18 protein-coding genes and 1 tRNA gene are annotated in these 20,390 nt (G+C 53.9%); 12 read left to right on the plus strand and 7 right to left on the minus strand.

Features of this window, described 5'->3' with window-relative positions; genetic code table 11:
• Window positions 1-5: 5 nt before the first annotated feature.
• The 6 genes from malM to gdhA all read left to right on the plus strand — a co-directional run bounded on the left by malM (window position 6) and on the right by gdhA (window position 5,268).
• A complete protein-coding gene (gene malM, locus AC0Z7K_RS12570) occupies window positions 6-908 on the plus strand; it encodes a maltose operon protein MalM (protein ID WP_413530326.1) in 903 nt (300 codons plus the stop codon).
• Window positions 909-1,039: 131 nt separating this feature from the next.
• Window positions 1,040-1,879 (plus strand): AraC family ligand binding domain-containing protein, encoded by an 840-nt coding sequence (locus AC0Z7K_RS12575; RefSeq protein ID WP_485614672.1) that lies wholly within the window; start codon window positions 1,040-1,042, stop codon window positions 1,877-1,879.
• A gap of 51 nt (window positions 1,880-1,930) precedes the next feature.
• Entirely contained in the window at window positions 1,931-2,371 is a 441-nt protein-coding gene (locus AC0Z7K_RS12580) for a DUF2000 domain-containing protein (RefSeq protein ID WP_413530328.1), read from the plus strand.
• 67 nt (window positions 2,372-2,438) lie between these two features.
• A complete protein-coding gene (locus tag AC0Z7K_RS12585) occupies window positions 2,439-3,137 on the plus strand; it encodes an acid phosphatase (RefSeq protein ID WP_485614674.1) in 699 nt (232 codons plus the stop codon).
• 165 nt (window positions 3,138-3,302) lie between these two features.
• On the plus strand, window positions 3,303-3,788 hold the full coding sequence (locus AC0Z7K_RS12590) for a methylated-DNA--[protein]-cysteine S-methyltransferase (protein WP_485614675.1): 486 nt from the start codon (window positions 3,303-3,305) through the stop codon (window positions 3,786-3,788).
• Between the two features lie 136 nt (window positions 3,789-3,924).
• Complete coding sequence (gene gdhA / locus AC0Z7K_RS12595) at window positions 3,925-5,268, plus strand: NADP-specific glutamate dehydrogenase (protein ID WP_413530331.1); 1,344 nt, start codon at window positions 3,925-3,927, stop codon at window positions 5,266-5,268.
• 93 nt (window positions 5,269-5,361) lie between these two features.
• On the opposite strand, the gene AC0Z7K_RS12600 is transcribed toward gdhA, so the two are convergent.
• A tRNA-Ile gene (locus tag AC0Z7K_RS12600) sits at window positions 5,362-5,438 on the minus strand.
• Between the two features lie 142 nt (window positions 5,439-5,580).
• On the opposite strand from AC0Z7K_RS12600, the gene mug reads away from it, so the two are divergent.
• On the plus strand, window positions 5,581-6,078 hold the full coding sequence (mug, locus tag AC0Z7K_RS12605; protein ID WP_413530350.1) for a G/U mismatch-specific DNA glycosylase: 498 nt from the start codon (window positions 5,581-5,583) through the stop codon (window positions 6,076-6,078).
• A gap of 79 nt (window positions 6,079-6,157) precedes the next feature.
• Here mug and rpoD read toward each other — a convergent pair whose 3' ends face one another.
• The 3 genes from rpoD to rpsU all read right to left on the minus strand — a co-directional run bounded on the left by rpoD (window position 6,158) and on the right by rpsU (window position 10,290).
• The gene (gene rpoD / locus AC0Z7K_RS12610) at window positions 6,158-7,996 is read right to left on the minus strand and encodes an RNA polymerase sigma factor RpoD (protein ID WP_112164641.1); all 1,839 of its coding nucleotides are present in this window, start codon (window positions 7,994-7,996) and stop codon (window positions 6,158-6,160) included.
• A gap of 194 nt (window positions 7,997-8,190) precedes the next feature.
• On the minus strand, window positions 8,191-9,939 hold the full coding sequence (dnaG, locus tag AC0Z7K_RS12615) for a DNA primase (RefSeq protein ID WP_413530351.1): 1,749 nt from the start codon (window positions 9,937-9,939) through the stop codon (window positions 8,191-8,193).
• Window positions 9,940-10,074: 135 nt separating this feature from the next.
• A complete protein-coding gene (gene rpsU, locus AC0Z7K_RS12620) occupies window positions 10,075-10,290 on the minus strand; it encodes a 30S ribosomal protein S21 (protein ID WP_001144069.1) in 216 nt (71 codons plus the stop codon).
• 330 nt (window positions 10,291-10,620) lie between these two features.
• Here rpsU and tsaD point away from each other — a divergent pair, with 330 nt between their 5' ends.
• On the plus strand, window positions 10,621-11,634 hold the full coding sequence (gene tsaD, locus AC0Z7K_RS12625) for a tRNA (adenosine(37)-N6)-threonylcarbamoyltransferase complex transferase subunit TsaD (RefSeq protein WP_413530352.1): 1,014 nt from the start codon (window positions 10,621-10,623) through the stop codon (window positions 11,632-11,634).
• 64 nt (window positions 11,635-11,698) lie between these two features.
• Here the strand turns inward: tsaD and plsY are convergent, their stop codons facing one another.
• A complete protein-coding gene (plsY, locus tag AC0Z7K_RS12630; protein WP_413530353.1) occupies window positions 11,699-12,328 on the minus strand; it encodes a glycerol-3-phosphate 1-O-acyltransferase PlsY in 630 nt (209 codons plus the stop codon).
• A gap of 107 nt (window positions 12,329-12,435) precedes the next feature.
• On the opposite strand from plsY, the gene folB reads away from it, so the two are divergent.
• Window positions 12,436-12,792, plus strand: a complete 357-nt coding sequence (gene folB, locus AC0Z7K_RS12635) for a bifunctional dihydroneopterin aldolase/7,8-dihydroneopterin epimerase (RefSeq protein WP_213051928.1) — start codon at window positions 12,436-12,438, stop codon at window positions 12,790-12,792.
• Between the two features lie 187 nt (window positions 12,793-12,979).
• Complete coding sequence (gene bacA, locus AC0Z7K_RS12640; RefSeq protein ID WP_112164715.1) at window positions 12,980-13,804, plus strand: undecaprenyl-diphosphate phosphatase; 825 nt, start codon at window positions 12,980-12,982, stop codon at window positions 13,802-13,804.
• 71 nt (window positions 13,805-13,875) lie between these two features.
• On the opposite strand, the gene AC0Z7K_RS12645 is transcribed toward bacA, so the two are convergent.
• Together AC0Z7K_RS12645 and AC0Z7K_RS12650 are read right to left on the minus strand one after the other, a co-directional pair.
• On the minus strand, window positions 13,876-15,111 hold the full coding sequence (locus AC0Z7K_RS12645) for a multifunctional CCA addition/repair protein (RefSeq protein WP_485614684.1): 1,236 nt from the start codon (window positions 15,109-15,111) through the stop codon (window positions 13,876-13,878).
• A gap of 177 nt (window positions 15,112-15,288) precedes the next feature.
• The gene (locus AC0Z7K_RS12650; protein ID WP_485614687.1) at window positions 15,289-15,909 is read right to left on the minus strand and encodes a TIGR04211 family SH3 domain-containing protein; all 621 of its coding nucleotides are present in this window, start codon (window positions 15,907-15,909) and stop codon (window positions 15,289-15,291) included.
• 264 nt (window positions 15,910-16,173) lie between these two features.
• Here AC0Z7K_RS12650 and AC0Z7K_RS12655 point away from each other — a divergent pair, with 264 nt between their 5' ends.
• Together AC0Z7K_RS12655 and glnE are read left to right on the plus strand one after the other, a co-directional pair.
• Window positions 16,174-17,481 (plus strand): CYTH domain-containing protein, encoded by a 1,308-nt coding sequence (locus AC0Z7K_RS12655; RefSeq protein WP_485614688.1) that lies wholly within the window; start codon window positions 16,174-16,176, stop codon window positions 17,479-17,481.
• 57 nt (window positions 17,482-17,538) lie between these two features.
• Entirely contained in the window at window positions 17,539-20,376 is a 2,838-nt protein-coding gene (gene glnE, locus AC0Z7K_RS12660) for a bifunctional [glutamate--ammonia ligase]-adenylyl-L-tyrosine phosphorylase/[glutamate--ammonia-ligase] adenylyltransferase (protein WP_485614689.1), read from the plus strand.
• Window positions 20,377-20,390: the final 14 nt, after the last annotated feature.

Below are 20,390 nucleotides of genomic sequence, written 5' to 3' on the forward strand. Positions count from 1 at the left end.
TAACAATGAGAAAAAATCTGCTGTCACTGTGTCTGTCGCTAAGCCTGATGGGGGCTGTTCCTGTGGTGTCATACGCCGCGCAAAGTGATGCGAATACGGCACCGGCGATTTCCAGCCAGACCTTACGCAACCTTTCATGGACGCCGCTGGTTCCCCCAGTGACGCAGGATGTGACGCTCGGAACCACCAGCGTACAAATTAATCAGGGTGAGATTCAGGGGGCTGTCGGGGCATATTCTTTGCCTGCCGATCGCGGATCCCTTGAGATCACGTTGACCAGTATTGCCACCGGCAAAACCATTTATGCGCCGAACGTCTTAGTGCTCGATGAGCAAATGCGTCCGGCGGCGTTTTATCCTTCCAGCTACTTCCCGTATCAGAAACCCGGGATCGTCTCAAGCGATCGTCTGGAAGGGACCATGAAGCTGACGCCAGCGCTGGGTCAGAAACAAATTTATCTGCTGGTGTACACCACGCGTCAGGATCTGGCGGGCACCACCCAGATGACCAACCCGGCCAAAGCCTTTGCGGCTGGCGTGGGTAACGCCGTGCCGGATATCCCGGATCCGATCGCCCGTCATACCCCAACCGGTACCCTGAGCCTGAAGGTCAGCGCCGAACAAAGAACCGGTAACGTAATGATAGGACAGCTATTCCCGTCTTCAACAACGCCGGCGGCCACGCCAGTGGTCGTCGGTAATACCCAGCCTGCCGCTGCCGCACCGGCTGCTGCACCGGTGAAGCCGAGCGAGCCAATGCTCAGCGATTCAGAAAGCTACTTCAATGACGCTATCAAGAAAGCCGTGAAAGCAGGCGATGTGGATAAGGCCCTGAAATTGCTGGATGAAGCCGAACGTCTGGGTTCTAAAACAGCCCGTAAAACCTTTATCGAAAGCGTCAAGCGTTAGCATCCTCTCCTGCGAAAGGGAGGGTTGGGGGGGTAATCCTCCTCCCAGCTTCCCCATTCGCAGGGGGCACGCCCTGTTTTATTCATCTCTCCCGTTTGTTACTCTGTTGTTAATTCAATCAGGGGGGATTTATGGCATCTGCAAACTGGGTCAATTTCTCCAAAGATACGGACAGCGGGATCGAGACGATCCACGCACATTTCGAAGGCCACGCCTACGATCCTCACTGGCACGACACTTATCTGGTCGGCGTCACGCAGCAGGGATTGCAGCAGTTCAGCTGTCGCCGCCAAAAACATCAGAGCCTGCCGGGCAAAGTCTTTATGCTCGAACCGGGTGAAATCCACGACGGTGACACCATTTCGCCCGGCGGTTTCACCTATCACATGCTGTATCTCGATCCGCAGTGGCTCAGCCGCGAGCTGGCTGCCCGGCGCGACTCTCTTTCTTCCGCTGGCGACCCGAGTTTCGAAAATACTTTAGCGCAGGATCCGCAACTGGCGCTGGCTACCTCGCGGGCGTTTCAGGCTCTGCACGGCAAAGAGCTGCGCATTGTGCGCCAGACCGCGCTTGACGGATTACTCGGCGCACTGGGCGGACACCTGACGTGGCAGCCGTCGCCGTCACAGCCTTCTGCACCCTGGTCGCGGGTGGCGCATCAGGCGCGGGAATATCTGCATGCGCATCTGCATGAAGATATCGGCCTCGACCAGCTGGCCGCCGCCACCGGCGAAAGTCGTTTTGTGGTCAGCCGCGCTTTTAAAGCTGAGTTCGGTCTGCCGCCGCACGCCTATCTCATCCAGCTAAAACTGACCCGCGCCCGCGACGGACTGGCCGCAGGAGGCACGCCCGCCACGGTGGCGGCAGATTTAGGTTTCGCCGACCAAAGTCATCTCGGGCGCTGGTTTCGCCGCGCTTATCAGCTCACGCCCGCACATTACCGGCGTCTGTGCACAAATCTTCCAGATTGAGAAAACGCCACAGGCTAAGCTCGGGTTTCAACTCAACCGGAGCCCATAATAATGAATACGCCTGCAACCCTGCTTTTATCGCCCCCTGAACGCTGCGTGATTGTCATCAACCAGCAACTCTCCACCGGACATGCCGCCAATGCCGCTGCCGTACTGGCGCTGACGCTCGGACAACGCCATCCGGTGCTGGTCGGTGCACCGCTGATTGACGCCGATAAACGCCAGCATCCGGGGCTTATCCCGATTGGTATCAGCGTGCTGGTCGCCAACAGTGAACAACTGACGCATCTTCATCAGCATTTATTAAATGACGACGAGATGGACGGCATCATTTTTCCGGTTGAAGGGCAACAGACCACCGATTACGCTGCGTTTCGCGAGGCGGTTTCTGTGGTGGCGACGGGAGATTTGCAACTGCTGGGGATCGCGCTGGCCGGCAATAAGAAAGTCGTCAGAAAGCTGACTGGTAAACTCGGTCTGCTCGGCGCATAGCTGTCATTGAACCGTCACATTTCCTGTCTACTCTCCTGATATTCAAACTCATATCAGGAATTTCACCGTGCATAAGTCCGTCATCGCTTTGCTGCTTTTCACTCTGACGTCATCCTTTGCCGTTCAGGCTGCGCAAGAAGCCAAACCCTTTATCACCAGCCAGGAGCTTGATCTGACTAAATACCTGCCGGCACCTCCGGCAGATGATTCTGCGCAGACAAAAGCTGAGCTGAAAGAGTTGCTGGAGATCCAGGCCACCCGCACGCCTGAGCAGGAAAAGGCCGCCGTTGCCGACGCCGAAGAGAACGTCTGGCGCTTTGCCGATGTGATGGGGCCAGACTTTACCGCGGCAAAATTGCCGAAAACCGCCGCGCTGTTTGACCGTATTATTGCGACCGAAGACGTGGTGGACGATCACGCCAAAAAAGCCTTCAACCGCCCGCGTCCGTACATGCTCGATGAGCAGATCCATCCGCTGCTGAAAAAATCCAAATCCGGTTCCTGGCCTTCCGGGCATTCCACCGTCGGTTATCTGATGGCGACCGTGCTCGGCGATCTGGTGCCGGAAAAACGTAATGCGCTGTTCTCCCGAGCGTCTGTGTATGCCGAAAACCGCCTGGTGGCGGGTTTCCATTACCGTTCAGATACCGTGATGAGCCGTACAGGCGCAGCGCTGATCGCCCAAAAAATGGCAGAGCAGCCGGATTTCCAGACTGAATTCGACGCAGCAAAAAACGAACTGCGCGCGCAGCTCGGCCTGAAGTAACCTCTTCTTAAAATCTACCCCTGAAGCGTTACATTTCGGCATGTAACGCTTTCATTTCTTTGAAATTATCTGGAAGGCATTGCGCAATTTTCTGTTTTGCTGCTTGGTTCACTTCCGGCATTTCCGGTAAAGTGATGTTCGCTATTTACGCCGAGGGCAGAACAGATGGAATACAGATTCAAGCGAATTGATTCACCGGTAGGGTTACTGACGCTGGCCGCCAAAGGTGACAAGCTGACGGCTATCTTATGGGAATGTGAAATTGACGGCAGAGTGAAGCTGGGCGAGATGCTCGAAGATCCGACGTTTCCGATCCTGCTGAAAACCGAACAGCAGCTGAATGAATATTTCGCTGGCAAGCGTACGCGCTTTGAGCTGGATCTTGACTTCACCGGCACTGATTTCCAGAAAGAAGTCTGGGCTGCCTTGATCGAAATCCCGTTTGGTGAAACGCGCAGTTATAGCGATATTGCCCGCCGCATCGGACGCCCGAAAGCCGTTCGCGCCGTCGGTGCCGCTAACGGGCGCAATCCGATTTCTATTGTTGCGCCGTGCCATCGGGTGATCGGTACTTCCGGTAAGCTCACCGGCTTTGCGGGCGGGCTGGCGAATAAAGAGTTATTGCTTCGCCTGGAGGGGCGTAAATTTTAATCCTTGGTGCAGGTTCCGGGAGCGAAAAATTCCTTGATGTTGGTTTGTAAGTCGATGCATAGTCAAAAAATAAGCAGTAAATAATGAAGTCGTAAAAAGCAAAAACAACATCACTTAGAAACGGAGTTTTTAGTCAATGGATCAGATTCAATCCCTCGAACAGTTCTTATCCTCAGTCCAGCAGCGCGACCCGCATCAGGTCGAATTCTCTCAGGCGGTACGTGAAGTCATGACGACTCTCTGGCCGTTCCTCGAACAAAATCCGCAGTACCGTCGTTCGGCTTTACTTGAGCGTCTGGTCGAGCCGGAGCGCGTTATTCAGTTCCGTATTGCGTGGGTGGATGATAAAAACCAGGTGCAGGTGAACCGTGGCTGGCGCGTGCAGTTCAGCGCGGCTATCGGCCCTTACAAAGGCGGTATGCGTTTTCACCCGTCGGTAAACCTGTCGATCCTTAAATTCCTTGGTTTCGAACAGACCTTCAAGAACGCGCTGACCACGCTGCCGATGGGCGGCGGGAAAGGCGGCAGTGACTTCAATCCGAAAGGAAAAAGTGAAGGTGAGATCATGCGCTTCTGTCAGGCGCTGATGCTCGAACTGTATCGTCACCTCGGCCCGGACACTGACGTGCCTGCGGGCGATATCGGTGTCGGCGGGCGCGAAGTCGGCTATATGGCGGGCATGATGAAAAAGCTCTCCAACAACACTGCCAGCGTCTTCACCGGCAAAGGATTGTCGTTTGGCGGCAGCCTGATCCGCCCCGAAGCTACCGGTTATGGTCTGATCTATTTCACCGAATCGATGCTAAAACGTCATGGTCTGGATTTCGAAGGCATGCGCGTGGCGGTTTCCGGCTCGGGTAATGTGGCGCAGTACGCGATCGAAAAAGCCATGTCACTCGGTGCACGTGTGATTACCGCCTCTGACTCCAACGGCACTGTCGTCGATGAAGCCGGTTTTACCCCTGAAAAATTGGCGTTGCTGATGGAAATCAAAGCCAGCCGCGATGGCCGCGTGGCGGATTATGCGCAAAAACTGGGGCTTCAGTATCTCGAAGGCCAACAGCCGTGGAGCGTACCTGCAGATATCGCGCTGCCTTGTGCCACGCAAAACGAGCTGGATGCAGAGGCTGCGCGCACGCTCATCGCCAACGGTGTGAAAGCCGTGGCCGAGGGCGCGAATATGCCGACCACCATCGAAGCAACGGATCTGTTTATCGAGGCAGGCGTGCTGTTTGCACCGGGTAAGGCCGCCAATGCCGGTGGCGTAGCAACGTCTGGTCTGGAGATGGCGCAGAACGCCGCGCGCCTGAGCTGGAAAGCCGAAGAAGTCGATGCACGATTACGCCACATCATGTCAGACATCCATCAGTCGTGCGTAGAATACGGCGGAGAAAGTCAGCAGACGCAATATGTGCGTGGTGCGAACATCGCAGGCTTCGTGAAAGTCGCCGATGCGATGCTGGCACAGGGCGTGTTGTAAATCCGGAGCGACAATTTAGCGCCACTTTGGTTAGCCAACAAAAAAGCCACTTCGCGAGAAGTGGCTTAATTATTTGAATCTAAAGCTAAAATTTGGTGGCCCTTGCTGGACTTGAACCAGCGACCAAGCGATTATGAGTCGCGTGCTCTAACCAACTGAGCTAAAGGGCCTAGGTGCGGGATTATACGGTAAACTCTGCTTACAGGTCTATATGTCTTCAGCTTGTATGCGCGTTTTATGCGCAGTTGCAGGGTATTGTGATCGCTGCACTTTTTATTGATAACTTCCGTAAATACGTCACAGGGCAAGATTATGATCACCGATATCATTGATGAGGATCTGACCGTGGTGTTCTGCGGTATTAACCCCGGTTTATCGACGGCGCATCATGGCTATCATTTTGCCAATGCCAACAACCGTTTCTGGAAAGTGATCCATCAGGCGGGTTTTACCGAACGTCTCCTAAAACCTGAGGAAGAGCAGCATTTGCTGGATACCGGCTGTGGCATCACCATGCTGGTGGAGCGTCCGACGGTGGAAGCGACAGAACTGGTGCGCGAGGAACTGCGTGAAGGCGGGGCGATGCTGACGGAGAAGATCGAGCGGTATCAGCCGAAGGCGTTGGCCGTACTGGGTAAGCAGGCATTCAGCAAAGCGTTTGGCATAAGCAAAGTGAACTGGGGGCGTCAGGCACTGAAAATCGGCAGGACCGAGGTCTGGGTATTACCCAATCCAAGCGGATTGAACAGGGCGAAGCTGGAAGAGCTGGTCGCGTCTTATCGCGAGTTGTATGACGCGCTTAATGCCTGAAAATACACATTAGTAGAAAAAAAGCCCCGCCATTTCCAGAGAAAGGCGGGGCTTTTAATCGCCGGGAGCTTCAGGACGACTAGTCGTCGAGGAAGCTGCGCAGCACTTCGGAGCGGCTTGGGTGGCGCAGTTTACGCAACGCTTTGGCTTCGATCTGACGGATTCGTTCACGGGTAACATCGAACTGTTTGCCCACTTCTTCCAACGTGTGGTCAGTGTTCATATCGATACCGAAACGCATACGCAGAACTTTCGCTTCACGTGCGGTCAGGCCAGCCAGAACATCGTGCGTTGCAGAACGCAGGCTTTCCGAGGTCGCAGAATCCAGTGGCAGTTCGAGGGTTGTATCCTCGATGAAATCACCCAGATGCGAATCTTCATCGTCGCCGATTGGCGTTTCCATGGAGATTGGCTCTTTAGCAATTTTCAGCACTTTGCGGATTTTATCTTCCGGCATCAGCATGCGTTCAGCCAGCTCTTCCGGCGTTGGCTCACGGCCCATCTCTTGCAGCATCTGGCGTGAAATACGGTTGAGTTTGTTAATGGTCTCAATCATATGCACCGGAATACGAATGGTACGTGCCTGGTCAGCGATGGAGCGGGTGATAGCCTGACGGATCCACCAGGTCGCATAAGTAGAGAACTTATAACCACGGCGATATTCAAACTTATCAACGGCTTTCATCAGGCCGATGTTACCTTCCTGAATCAGATCAAGGAACTGCAAGCCACGGTTGGTGTATTTCTTCGCGATAGAGATAACCAGACGTAAGTTCGCTTCAACCATCTCTTTCTTCGCACGGCGGGCTTTCGCTTCGCCGATCGACATGCGACGGTTAATGTCTTTTACCTGTTCGATAGTCAGGCCAGTTTCTTCTTCGATCTGACGCAGTTTCATCAGGCCGCGCTGCACGTCTTCGGTGACTTCTTTCAGCTTCTCAGACCATGGTTTACCCATTGCCAGAGCGGCATCAAACCAGGTACTGCTGGTTTCGTTACCGGCGAACAGATTGACGAAGTTTTTCTTCGGCATTTTGCACTGTTCAACGCACACTTTCATGATCAGACGTTCCTGAGTACGGACGCGATCCATCATGGAGCGCATGCTGTTAACCAGGAAATCGAACTGTTTTGGTACCAGACGGAACTGTTTAAACACATCGGACAGCTTCAGAATTTCTTCTGCGGCGCTTTTGTGGCTACGGCCATTTTTCTTGATAACGGCACGGGTCGCTTCATGTTGCTCACGCAGATCGGTGAACTTCTGACGCGCCAGTTCCGGGTCGATGCTGTTGTCGTCTTCAGCATCGTCGTCGTCTTCTTCATCGTCATCGGTATCGTTCTGCTCTTCAGTGGTCAGTTCAGAACCCACGTGAGTCGCAGTCGGCGCGATTTCTTCTTCGGCGTTCGGATCAACAAAACCGGTGATCAAATCTGACAGACGTGCTTCGCCTGCTTCAACACGGTCATATTGCTCTAACAAATAGGTGATAGCTTCAGGATATTCAGCAACGGAGCACTGGACCTGATTGATACCGTCTTCGATACGTTTGGCGATGTCGATTTCGCCTTCACGGGTCAGGAGCTCAACGGTACCCATTTCGCGCATATACATACGCACAGGGTCGGTGGTACGGCCAATTTCAGATTCAACGCTGGAAAGCACCTGAGCCGCTGCTTCTGCAGCATCTTCATCGGTATCAGGACGGTTTTCGGCCAGCATCAAATCATCGGCGTCCGGCGCTTCTTCAAGAACCTGGATGCCCATGTCGTTAATCATCTGGATGATGTCTTCGATCTGGTCGGAGTCGACGATATCTTCCGGCAGATGGTCATTGACCTCAGCAAAGGTCAGATAGCCTTGCTCCTTACCACGGGTGACAAGTAGCTTAAGCTGTGACTGCGGGTTTTGCTCCATAAGACGGTATCCACACTTCAGAGTATTTGGGTTCGTGTCGGTCGGGTGATATCGCCAACAATAACGTTAGGGGCGTTTATTGTGCCGCGGCCCACCAGGGCGGCTCTGCGCAGGGCCATGCCCCGCTATATATCGGCACTTAAGCCGTGTTTTCTGCGATAACGCTTCACGCGCTATCTCTATGTTCTTATTTTTTAGTTCTTTCTCGCTAACACCTGATTCAGGGAACTGACTTCAGTGCGTTCCTCCGGGCTCAGGCCGTGCGTCCTGGCTTTGGCAATTAAGGTTTCAAGCCGTTGCTCTAAGATTGAGTCATACAGGCTGGCGAGCGTGGCACGAAATTCCTCTTCGACCATGTCCTCTACGATCATGTGGTTCCATGTCGCCAGAGTTTCAAGCTGTTGGTAGAACTTATTGTCGCGATAAAGTTCAAGTAACTGGCCTGTGGTCAGCCCCGGCTGGGCTAAGCAAGTGGTCACCAACTCACTGAATAAATCCAGTCCAGGTTGCTTCGCTTGCTCCAAACCTTGCAGCGAGGGTATAAGTGTAGCCAGTTGTGGGTTTTGTACCAGTAACCCTATAAGTATACGCATGGTTGTGCGTTTTAGCTGGGGCGCCTGATAGGTATTGCCATTCTCAGCCTGTTTGGGCATCAGCTTTTCGAGCTGGCTGTCATCCAAAATACCGAGCTTGTTCCCTAACTGCTGACGCAAATACATCCGCAACGTCTCACCGGGTACCTGACGAATCAGCGGCAATGCCAGCATGCTGAGTTTGGTGCGCCCGTCTGGGCTGCTCAAATCCACCTGCGGCATCAGCGAATCAAACAGGAACGTGGAAAGCGGCATCGCCTGCTCCATTCTCTGTTCGAAAGCTTCTTTGCCTTCCTGACGCACCAGCGTGTCCGGATCTTCGCCGTCCGGTAAAAACATAAACCGCAACTGGCGGCCATCATTGAGATACGGCAGCGCCGTTTCCAGCGCACGCCATGCCGCTTCACGCCCCGCGCGGTCGCCGTCATAACAACAGACGACGTTATCCGTACTGCGGAACATCAGCTGAATATGGTCGGCTGTGGTGGAGGTTCCCAGTGACGCCACGGCATAATCAATACCGAACTGCGCCAGTGCCACGACATCCATATACCCTTCAACCACCAAGAGACGCATTGGGGTCGGGTGCTTCAACTGCGCTTCATACAGGCCATACAACTGGCGGCCTTTATGGAAAATTTCAGTTTCCGGTGAGTTGAGGTATTTCGGGGTACCGTCGCCCAAAACCCTGCCACCAAATGCGATCACGCGGCCACGCTTATCACGTATCGGGAACATAACCCGTTCGCGGAAGCGATCATAACTGCGTCCGTTGTCATTGGTGACCAACATACCGGCGTCAATCAGTGATGCTTTGTCATCGGCATTTTTACCAAAACGCTTTAGGGCGTTGTCCCAACCCGGCGGGGCGAAACCAATGGCAAAATGTTGGATGACGTCTGCACTTAAACCACGCTGGGCAAGATAATCCCGTGCGGGGGCACCTGCGGGTTGTTTAAGTGACTGTTGATAGAACTCGCTGAGCGGGGCCATCAACTGGTAGAGGCTTTGACGCTGATGACGCTCCATCTGGGTCGGGCCGGTGCCTGCTTCGTACGGCACTTCCAAACCCTGCATTGTCGCCAGTTCCTCAATGCTTTCGACAAACTCAAGCCTGTCATAGTTCATCAGGAAATCGACGGCATTGCCGTGGGCACCACAGCCGAAACAGTGATAAAACTGCTTATCGCCATTTACGGTAAATGAGGGTGTTTTCTCATGGTGGAAAGGGCAGCACGCGTGATAATTTTTACCTTGTTTCTTGAGCTTTACCCGGGCGTCGATCAAATCGACAATATCGATACGAGCCAGCAAGTCATTGATAAATACGCGCGGAATTCTCCCAGCCATAAGCCCCTTACTCACTAGCCTATAAACGAGAACAAGCCGCGCATCCCTTTCGGAAAGCACGGCCTTCGTATGCTACTACGCAGTCTGCGCGTTCTTAATATTGCAAATCACGCGATTTGGGGTTGCCCCCGAAGATTAATACAGACGAGTGCGACGTGCGTTTTCGCGAGCCAGTTTCTTGGCGTGGCGTTTTACTGCAGATGCTTTAGCGCGTTTACGTTCTGTAGTCGGTTTTTCATAGAACTCACGACGACGAACTTCGGCTAATACACCTGCTTTTTCGCAGGAACGTTTGAAGCGACGCAGAGCTACGTCGAACGGCTCGTTTTCACGTACTTTAATTACAGGCATGTGCCTCTCACCTCGATAAAATCGGTTTGTTTGCTGATGTTGTACCAGCACATTTCAAAATGGTGCGGAATTTTACTCCAATTCGCGTCGCCTTGTAAAGCATAACGGCAAATTGAAACGGGTGCTCTTTGCAACCCTTCTGCAACATTGTGCGCTCGCTTTTGCGTCGGGCGGCGATTATATACCAATCAACCCAAATTGCTCGACATTAATTGGTCGTAACGATGATTAGTAAAGTGGCAGGAATTCCAACGCCGTTGCAGCGCCTGCGGGCGCTTATGTGCTAAACTGCGCGCCGCGAGTGAGCGCCAAACAATGATGGAAAGAGTGATGCGAGTACTGGGTATTGAAACGTCCTGCGATGAAACCGGAATTGCAGTTTATGACAGCGAAGCCGGTTTGTTGGCTAACCAACTGTATAGTCAGGTAAAACTACATGCAGATTACGGCGGAGTGGTGCCAGAACTGGCTTCACGTGACCACGTTCGTAAAACAATACCCCTGATTCAGGCCGCGCTTAAAGAAGCCGGGCTGAGCGCACAGGATATCGACGGCGTGGCTTATACCGCCGGTCCTGGCCTGGTCGGCGCGTTGCTGGTCGGGGCCACGATAGGCCGCTCTCTGGCGTTTGCCTGGGATGTTCCTGCGGTACCTGTTCACCACATGGAAGGGCATCTGCTGGCACCTATGCTGGAAGATAACCCTCCTGATTTTCCGTTCGTCGCGTTGTTGGTTTCCGGCGGTCACACGCAATTGATCAGTGTCACCGGCATCGGTGAATACACTCTGCTCGGCGAATCCATTGATGATGCCGCCGGTGAAGCCTTCGATAAAACGGCCAAATTATTAGGGCTGGATTATCCGGGCGGCCCGTTGCTGTCGAAAATGGCCTCACAGGGCGTGGCAGGGCGGTTTACGTTCCCGCGTCCGATGACCGATCGTCCGGGGCTGGATTTCAGTTTCTCGGGCCTGAAAACGTTTGCGGCGAACACTATTCGTGGCAATGACAGTGACGCACAAACGCATGCGGACATTGCGCGCGCATTCGAAGATGCGGTTGTGGATACGCTGGCGATCAAGTGCAAACGCGCACTGGATCAGACCGGTTTTAAACGGCTGGTGATGGCCGGTGGCGTTAGCGCCAACCGCACGTTGCGCGCAAAATTAGCCGAAATGATGACCAAGCGTGGCGGCGAAGTTTTCTACGCCCGTCCTGAGTTCTGCACCGATAATGGCGCGATGATCGCTTATGCGGGCATGGTGCGGCTGAAAACCGGTGCGACTGCCGATTTAGGTGTCACCGTCCGTCCCCGCTGGCCGCTGGCTGAGTTGCCGCCCGTCTGAGCCGGATGGATACAAACAAAAAACGACCTTCAATGAGGTCGTTTTTTTTGTCTGAAATCTGGCGTTACTCGTCTTTATCTTCTTTTTCAGCTTTACGTTTCTTCTTCAGCTTATCCCAGATTTTCCCTTCCTGACCCCGCCACAACCGCTGGATATTGTCATGGTGACGCAACAAGATAAGGCAGGAAAGCATAGCTACCGGGAAGGTGAATTCGGGTTTGAACCACCAGACGTAAAACGGGGCGATCAGCGCGCTGACGATCGCACCCAGCGACGAGTAGCCGCTTAGCAGTACTGTCAGCAGCCATGTGCCGGTCATCAGGCCAGTTAAGTCCCAGCCGATAGGCGCGATAGCACCGAATGCTGTCGCCACGCCCTTGCCGCCTTTAAAGCGGAAGAAGACCGGGTAGATATGGCCGAGGCAGGCCGCGATGGCGGTAAGGCCAAGGTACATCGGTGGAATGTTGAGAAGATAAGCCAGCCAGACCGGCAGCATCCCTTTGAGTACATCAAAGATCAGGACTGCCGCCGCGGCAAGACGTCCACCCAGGCGCAACACGTTAGTCGCGCCTGGATTGCATGAACCCGCCGTACGCGGATCAGGCAAACGGGCTACCCGGCAGACCAGAATCGCACTGGAAATCGAGCCGCAAAGGTAGGCGAAAATAATCATTCCAAGCGCGGTAGCACTCATAAAGCCGTTCCGTCTAATAAGGGTCGTTTTAATCGCAACATACATGGATAATACGCATTTTCTGCTGGAAGTGGTATCCGGCTTGGCCAAAAACAGAGAATCGCGTGATGGATATCGTATTTATTGAGCAACTAAATGTAATCACTACTATTGGTGCCTACGATTGGGAACAGACCATTAAACAGAAACTGGTGTTCGATATCGAACTGGCGTGGGATAACCGCAAGTCGGCTTCCAGCGATGATGTGAATGACTGTTTAAGTTATGCGGATGTCAGTGATGCCGTCATTGAGCACGTCTCCACGCAGAATTTTGCGCTGGTTGAGCGGGTGGCGGAAGAAGTGGCAACGCTGCTTCTGGCGCGTTTTAATTCGCCATGGGTGCGGATCAAGCTCAGCAAGCCCGGCGCCGTGGCACAGGCTGCCAACGTTGGAGTGATCATTGAGCGCGGCCAACGTTTTTAATTTCTATAATGGATAGAATTCAGAATCAGCTTGTCTATTGATTGTCATAAAGAAGCATTACAAGTAGAAGCCGGCTCGCCGGTTTCGCTTGATTGAAGCGACTCAGCATGATGTCGCTTTTTTATTGTCTGTTTTGCAGCATATTTTGCCCGCATGCGGGCCACTATGAGGGTTGGGTAAACTAATGATCGCTGAAAGTCATTCTTTGCTGGTTGCCGTAATTATGGGAGTGGTGGAAGGGCTGACCGAGTTTTTACCGGTTTCCTCCACCGGGCATATGATCATCGTGGGTAACCTTTTAGGGTTCACCGGAGATAAAGCCAAATCGTTCGAAGTGATCATCCAGTTGGGCTCTATTCTGGCGGTCGTGGTGATGTTCTGGCGTCGTTTATTCGGCATGATTGGCCTGCATTTTGGCAAACCACCGGTTCATGAAGGCACGGGAACCCGCCGTCTGAACTTACTGCACATTATTCTGGGCATGATCCCTGCGACGGTGTTGGGTTTGCTGCTACATTCGCAGATAAAATCGCTTTTCGAGCCGAAAAACGTAATGTATGCGCTGGTAGTCGGGGGCTTTTTACTGATCGCCGCCGAGTTGCTAAAACCGAAAAAACCACGCGCAGAAGGTCTGGATGACATGACCTATACGCAGGCCTTCCTGATTGGGATGTTCCAGTGCCTGGCGTTATGGCCGGGATTCTCGCGTTCCGGAGCGACGATCGGTGGCGGGATGTTGCTGGGCGTCAGCCGTTTTGCTGCGTCTGAATTCTCTTTCCTGTTAGCCGTGCCGATGATGCTGGGTGCCACAGCGCTGGATCTTTATAAAAGCTACAGCTTTTTAAGCATGGCCGATCTGCCGATGTTCGCGACCGGTTTTATCACCGCGTTCATCGTCGCGTTGTTTGCTATCAAAACCTTCCTGGCCGTGATTAAGCGTATCTCGTTTATTCCGTTCGCGATTTATCGTTTCTTCGTCGCGCTGGCAGTCTACTTTGTCTTTATTGCCTGATTTTCAGCATTTCAAGACCAAAAAAAGCCCCGACGGGAAACCGTGCGGGGCTTTTTTAGCACTCGTCCTGATCAGAGAACGGGATCCTGCATTGTCTTCCATTCGGCCAAAGCCTGCGTCCGACGTTTTTTCAGCTCATCACGGATTTCGATCCCCTGAAAACCGTCATCCAGCACTTCTTTGTTGGAAATACTGCTGGCGATAGTAAAGGCTTCGCGCAGGAAATCGCCCTGCGGATACGGATTATCTTCAAACGTTGTGCGCCCGCGCGCATCGGCTTCACTGGTCATGATCATTTGCTCAAGGCGCTGCGGTTTGCGCCACACATCAATGGTATCAAACAGTTTGAGCAGGGTTTCCGGGCGCAATTTATTCACGGTGTGGATAAGGTCATGGAATTCTGCCACCAGTTTCGCCAGGTCACGAATATGCGTCGGGACTTTCAGCCGCTGGCAGATATTTTCTACCAGCTTAACGCCGGCCGGGCCGTGACCGTGATGGTGTGGCCAATATTGCGGCGGCGTCAGGCCTTTGCCCAAATCGTGGCACAGTGCTGAGAAACGCACGTCAATGTCAGGAGAGAGTTGGCTGGCGATTTTCAGCGTCATCAGCGTGTGAATGCCGGTATCGATTTCCGGATGCCATTTCTCTGGCGCAGGTACGCCAAACAGCGCATCAACTTCAGGGAACAGCACTTTCAGCGCGCCACAGTCGCGTAGTACCTGGAAGTACACCTGCGGATCCTGAGTCTGCAACGCCTTTTCAGTTTCTTTCCACACGCGTTCTGGCGTCAGTGCTTCCAGTTCGCCGCTTTCCGCCATCTGCTGCATGAGCGTCTGCGTTTCTGCTGCAACGGTGAAACCCAGATGCGCAAAGCGTGCGGCGAAACGCGCAACGCGCAGAACGCGCAGAGGATCTTCACCAAAGGCATCAGAAACATGGCGTAACTGGCGTTTTTCGATATCGCGCTGACCGTGATAAGGATCGATTAACTGGCCATCCGCACTTTTGGCAATGGCGTTGATGGTGAGATCACGACGCATCAGATCTTGCTCTAACGTGACGTCCGGCGCGGCGTAACAGGTAAAACCGTTATAGCCGGAGCCTGATTTGCGTTCCGTTCTGGCCAGCGCATATTCATCGCGGCTGACCGGATGCAGGAACACCGGGAAATCTTTACCGACCTGTTGATAGCCGTTTTCCAGCATATATTCAGGCGTCGCGCCCACGACCACCCAATCGTATTCAGACACAGGCAGGTTTAATAAACTGTCTCGGACTGCGCCGCCGACCAGGTAAATCTCCACGCGATAACTCCTGAAATATGGCTCATGAAGCGCACCGTGGCGCCAAAGCAGGGATGGGTTCTGTCTTCATCATAGCAAAGTTGCGCTACGGATTTCCCGATTGATGCAAACACGAAAAGGCACCGAAGTGCCTTAAGGTTAAAATCCAAACAGGAAAGGTGTGACGGAATTAACCGGTCAGCTCATCCAGCGGTCTTTTTTCTTACGACGTGGGATGAGGTGTGGGAGCAGCAGGCCGAGAACCAGACCCACACCCGCGACACCGCCACCGTACATAAACCACTGTAAAATAATGGTGCGCTGTTTGTCGTCGAGCTGGACGTTTACCGCGTTAACTTTCTTCTCCGCGATGATCTTCTGGTTTTTCAACTCCTGATTTTCTTTCTTCAGGGCGTTGATGATGCTGTCGCTGGAGGCGACTTTACTCTGCATTTCCGCTGTGCGCTGGTTCCAGCTGGAATCAATGTTCGTCAGCTTGTCGGTCAGCGTTTTGACTTGCTTCTCGAGATCGGGAACGCGGGTACGGATACTCGGTAAATTGCTCAGTTGGTCGAGAGGGATCCAGGCGGTTTTCCCTTTCGAGTCAATGATCTCACCGTATTTAGTGCTGTCGTTGACACTGCGCAGGGTGACTTCATCACCGGCATTCAGGGTGCCAACAATGCGATACTGATTACCCGGACCGCTATGGATATAGGTGATCAAATCGTCGGAAATGTAGCGCTTCTCATCGGCATGAGCGCCCCAAGTGATGCTTAAGCCAAGCAAAGCGAAACCAGTCAGGCGTAATTTATGCATTATTTCATCGTTTCTTTGTGAATTTAGGGAACGTGAAGTGTGGATCCGTTTTATCAGGATACGTCTTCCAGCGACCGCGGTTTTGGGCGTTCGCGTTAATTTGGTGACCGATAGTAAGGGCAACAGTGTGACGACGCAATGCATAAACCGGAATGAGAACTATCTTACAATCCCGCAACATGCGGCTTGCGCGCTGTCCTTATGGTAGAATTCAGGCGACGCGTTTATCCCTTTTGGCAGCAAAGAATCGGTGTGAAAACCCTTATGACCGTAGAAATAGAATTAAAATTTATCGCCACCCCGGCCGCAATTGCCGAGTTACCGGCACAGCTCGCTCGATTTACCAGCGAGCACACCGCGCCTTCGAAACTGACCAACATCTATTTTGAGACTGCGGAAAACTATTTACGTTCGCATGACATCGGTCTGCGTATCCGTGGTTTTGACGATCGGTACGAAATGACCATTAAAACCGGCGGGAAAGTGGTAGGTGGTTTGCACCAGCGTCCGGAATATAACGTTGAGCTGAAAAAGCCGGTGCTTAAGCTCAGCGCGTTCCCGAAAGATATCTGGCCGGAAGGTTGCAAAGTGGCGGCGCTGCAAAAAGCCTTAGCGCCGTTATTCCGCACCGATTTCACCCGTGAGAAGTGGGTGATCACTTACGGTGAAAGCGAGATTGAACTGGGTCTGGATCAGGGGGAAGTGGTTGCCGGTGAGTTGTCCGAACCGCTGGCTGAAATCGAACTTGAGCTGAAAAAAGGCAACACGGTGGATTTGCTGGCGCTGGCCGCTGAAATCGGCGAGCACGGTGGTTTACGTCAGGGCGGATTCAGCAAAGCCGCACGCGGTTATCATCTGGCGAAAGGCAATCCGCTGCGTGAAATCAAACCGTTACCCATCTACAAAGCGCAACCAAAAGCCACCGTTGAGCAGGCGATGGCCGGGATGTTCGAGCTGGCGCTCGATCACTGGCAGTACCATGAAGAGTTGTGGGTGCGCGGCGACAAACTGGCGCGCCCGGTGGTCTTACAGGCGGTTGAAACCGTGCGTCAGATTTTGGTGCTGTTTGGCGGGCTGGTGCCGCGTAAAGCCTCCTCTGAGTTGCGCACGTTGCTGACCGATCTGGTGCCGGTACTGGAACAGAAATCTGCTGATGCGCAAGACGTCTGCTTCAGCGCGACCTATCTGAAAAGTAAGTTAGTGCTCACATCATGGCTGACCACATCGGGCTGGACGCCGTTCATCGATGATAAATCGGCGAAGAAACTGGAAGGCTCCTTCAAGCGCTTCTCTGACATCATGCTTGGCCGTACCGCTGCCGATCTGAAAGAGGCCTTTGCACAGCCGCTGACCGAAGAAGGTTATCGCGACCAGCTGGCGCGTCTGAAGCGTCAGATCATCACCTTCCATTTGCTGTCGGGTGCCTATCCTGAACGCGACGTCGCTGACTATCTGGCGGGCTGGACGGAGCTGCAACAGGCGATTATCCAGAAGCAACTGGCGCTGGAGGATTCCGCCCGTTCCCATGCGGTGATGATGGATGCGTTCTGGTTAAACGGTCAGCCACGTTAATTGACTGATAAGCCTGGGCTCATTGCCCGGGCTTTTTTTTGCAAGGAATCTGATTTCATGTTGCCACTTTCTCCTGTTTTGCAAAGCCACGCCGAGAGTTTGCTTGAGCAATGGCGTGAACATCCTGAACCACTGCCGCTTCCCGACAAGGATCAGCTGGCGGTGCTGGCGAGCAGTCAGTTTGTGACCGACAGCCTGCTGGCATTTCCGCAGTGGTGGCATGAAATCGTAGAAAATCCGCCGCAGGCGCAGGAATGGCAATTTTACCGCCAGTGGCTGGAGGCTGCGCTGGAAAGTGTGACCGATGAGAACGGGCTCATGAAGGCGCTACGGCTGTTCCGACGCCGGACGCTGACCCGCATTGCGTGGTCACAGTCGGCGCAAACCAGCGAAGCACAGGATACGTTACAGCAGCTGAGCGAACTGGCGGAATTGCTGATCGTCAGCGCCCGTGACTGGCTGTATGAGGCCTGCTGCCGCGAGTTCGGTACGCCGGTCAATGAAACCGGTGAACCGCAACGTATGCTGATCCTCGGAATGGGCAAACTCGGCGGCGGCGAACTGAATTTCTCGTCTGATATCGACCTGATTTTTGCGTATCCGGAAAACGGCCAGACCCGTGGTGGCCGCCGCGAACTGGAAAATTCACAGTTTTTCCTGCGTCTCGGTCAGCGGTTGATAAAAGCGCTGGATCAGCCGACGCTGGACGGCTTTGTCTACCGCGTCGATATGCGACTGCGGCCATTCGGCGACAGCGGCCCGCTGGTGATGAGCTTCCCGGCGCTGGAAGATTATTATCAGGAACAGGGGCGCGACTGGGAACGCTACGCGATGGTCAAAGCGCGGCTGATGGGCGGCGCGGAAGACATCAGCAGTCAGGAACTGCGCAAGATGCTGAAGCCTTTTGTATTCCGCCGTTACATCGATTTCAGCGTGATCCAGTCCCTGCGCAATATGAAAGGGATGATCGCCCGTGAAGTCCGCCGCCGGGGTTTGAAAGACAACATCAAGCTGGGCGCGGGGGGGATCCGCGAAATTGAATTTATCGTGCAGGTTTTCCAGCTGATCCGCGGCGGGCGCGAGCCTGCGCTGCAACAACGCGCTTTGCTGCCGACCTTGCAGGCGCTGGAAAAACTCGGGCTGCTGCCTGTCGAACAAGTGATGCAACTGCGCGCCAGCTATCTGTTCCTGCGTCGTCTTGAAAATCTGCTGCAGGCTATCGGTGACGAGCAAACGCAAACGCTGCCTGCAGACGAGTTGAATCAGGCGCGTCTGGCGTGGGGTATGAATTTCAATGACTGGCCGCAGCTGCTTGACGCAGTGAATGCTCACATGCAAGCCGTGCGTGCCGTGTTTAACGATCTGATTGGTGATGACACGCCGGATACCGAGGACGATCAGCAGCAGTCATCCTTCAGCAGTTTATGGAGTGATTCACTGGAGCCGTCCGAGCTGGCACCCTGGGTGCCGCAGCTGGACGAGAGTGCGCAGCGGCATATTTTGCAGCAAATCGGCGAATTTCGCCGGGACGTTGATAAACGCACCATCGGGCCGCGGGGTCGCGATCAGCTGGATTTGCTGATGCCCCGCCTGCTGGCGCAGGTTTGCACCTATAAAAATGCCGATGTGACTTTGCAGCGCCTGATGCAGCTGTTGCTGAACATCGTCACGCGGACGACCTACATTGAGCTGCTGGTGGAATATCCGGGGGCGCTTAAACAGCTTATCCGCCTGTGTGCCGCCTCGCCGATGGTCGCTTCGCAACTGGCGCGCCATCCGTTATTGCTTGATGAACTCCTCGATTCACGCACGCTTTATCATCCGATTGAGCCGGGCGCTTACCGCGACGAACTGCGCCAGTACCTGATGCGCGTGCCGACGGAAGATGAAGAACAGCAGCTGGAAGCCGTCCGCCAGTTCAAACAGGCGCAACATCTGCGTATCGCCGCCGGGGATATTTCCGGGGCGCTGCCGGTGATGAAAGTCAGCGATCACTTAACCTATCTGGCCGAAGCAATACTGGACGTGGTTGTTCAGCAGGCCTGGGATCAGATGGTTCTGCGTTACGGTCAGCCGACGCATCTTGCGCAGCGTGAAGGGCGCGGGTTTGCGGTGGTTGGCTATGGAAAACTGGGCGGTTGGGAACTGGGATACAGCTCCGATCTGGATCTGGTATTCCTGCTCGACTGTGCACCGGAGGTGATGACCGACGGCGAGCGCAGTATCGACGGGCGACAATTTTATCTGCGACTGGCGCAGCGCATCATGCATTTATTCAGCACGCGTACGGCTTCCGGCATTCTGTATGAGGTAGATCCGCGCCTGCGCCCTTCCGGCGCGTCCGGTATGCTGGTCAGTACTATTGAAGCCTTCGCTGACTATCAGGCCAATGAGGCCTGGACCTGGGAACATCAGGCGCTGGTGCGCGCGCGCGTCGTGTACGGCGATCCGCAGCTGGCACAGCAGTTTAACGCCACGCGCCACGATATTCTCTGCCGCGAGCGCGAGGGCGACGAGTTGCGCAAAGAAGTCCGCGAAATGCGCGAAAAAATGTACGCGCATCTCGGCAGCAAAAAATCTGCCGAGTTTGATTTGAAAGCCGATCCGGGTGGCATCACCGATATTGAATTCATTGCACAATATCTGGTCCTGCGGTTTGCGCATGAAAAGCCGAAACTAACGCGCTGGTCGGATAACGTGCGAATTTTCGAACTGATGGCGCAAAACGACATCATGCCGGAGGAAGAAGCGCGGGATCTGACCCACGCTTATGTCACGTTGCGCGATGAAATCCATCACCTTGCATTGCAGGAACACAGCGGCAAAGTGGCAGCAGGCAGCTTTGCAACGGAACGTGAGCAAATCCGCGCCAGCTGGGCGAAATGGCTCGGCTGAGGGTTTTTATTCGG

The sequence above is a fragment of the Rahnella sp. 1L-D-7-B-C2 genome, from assembly GCF_057290995.1.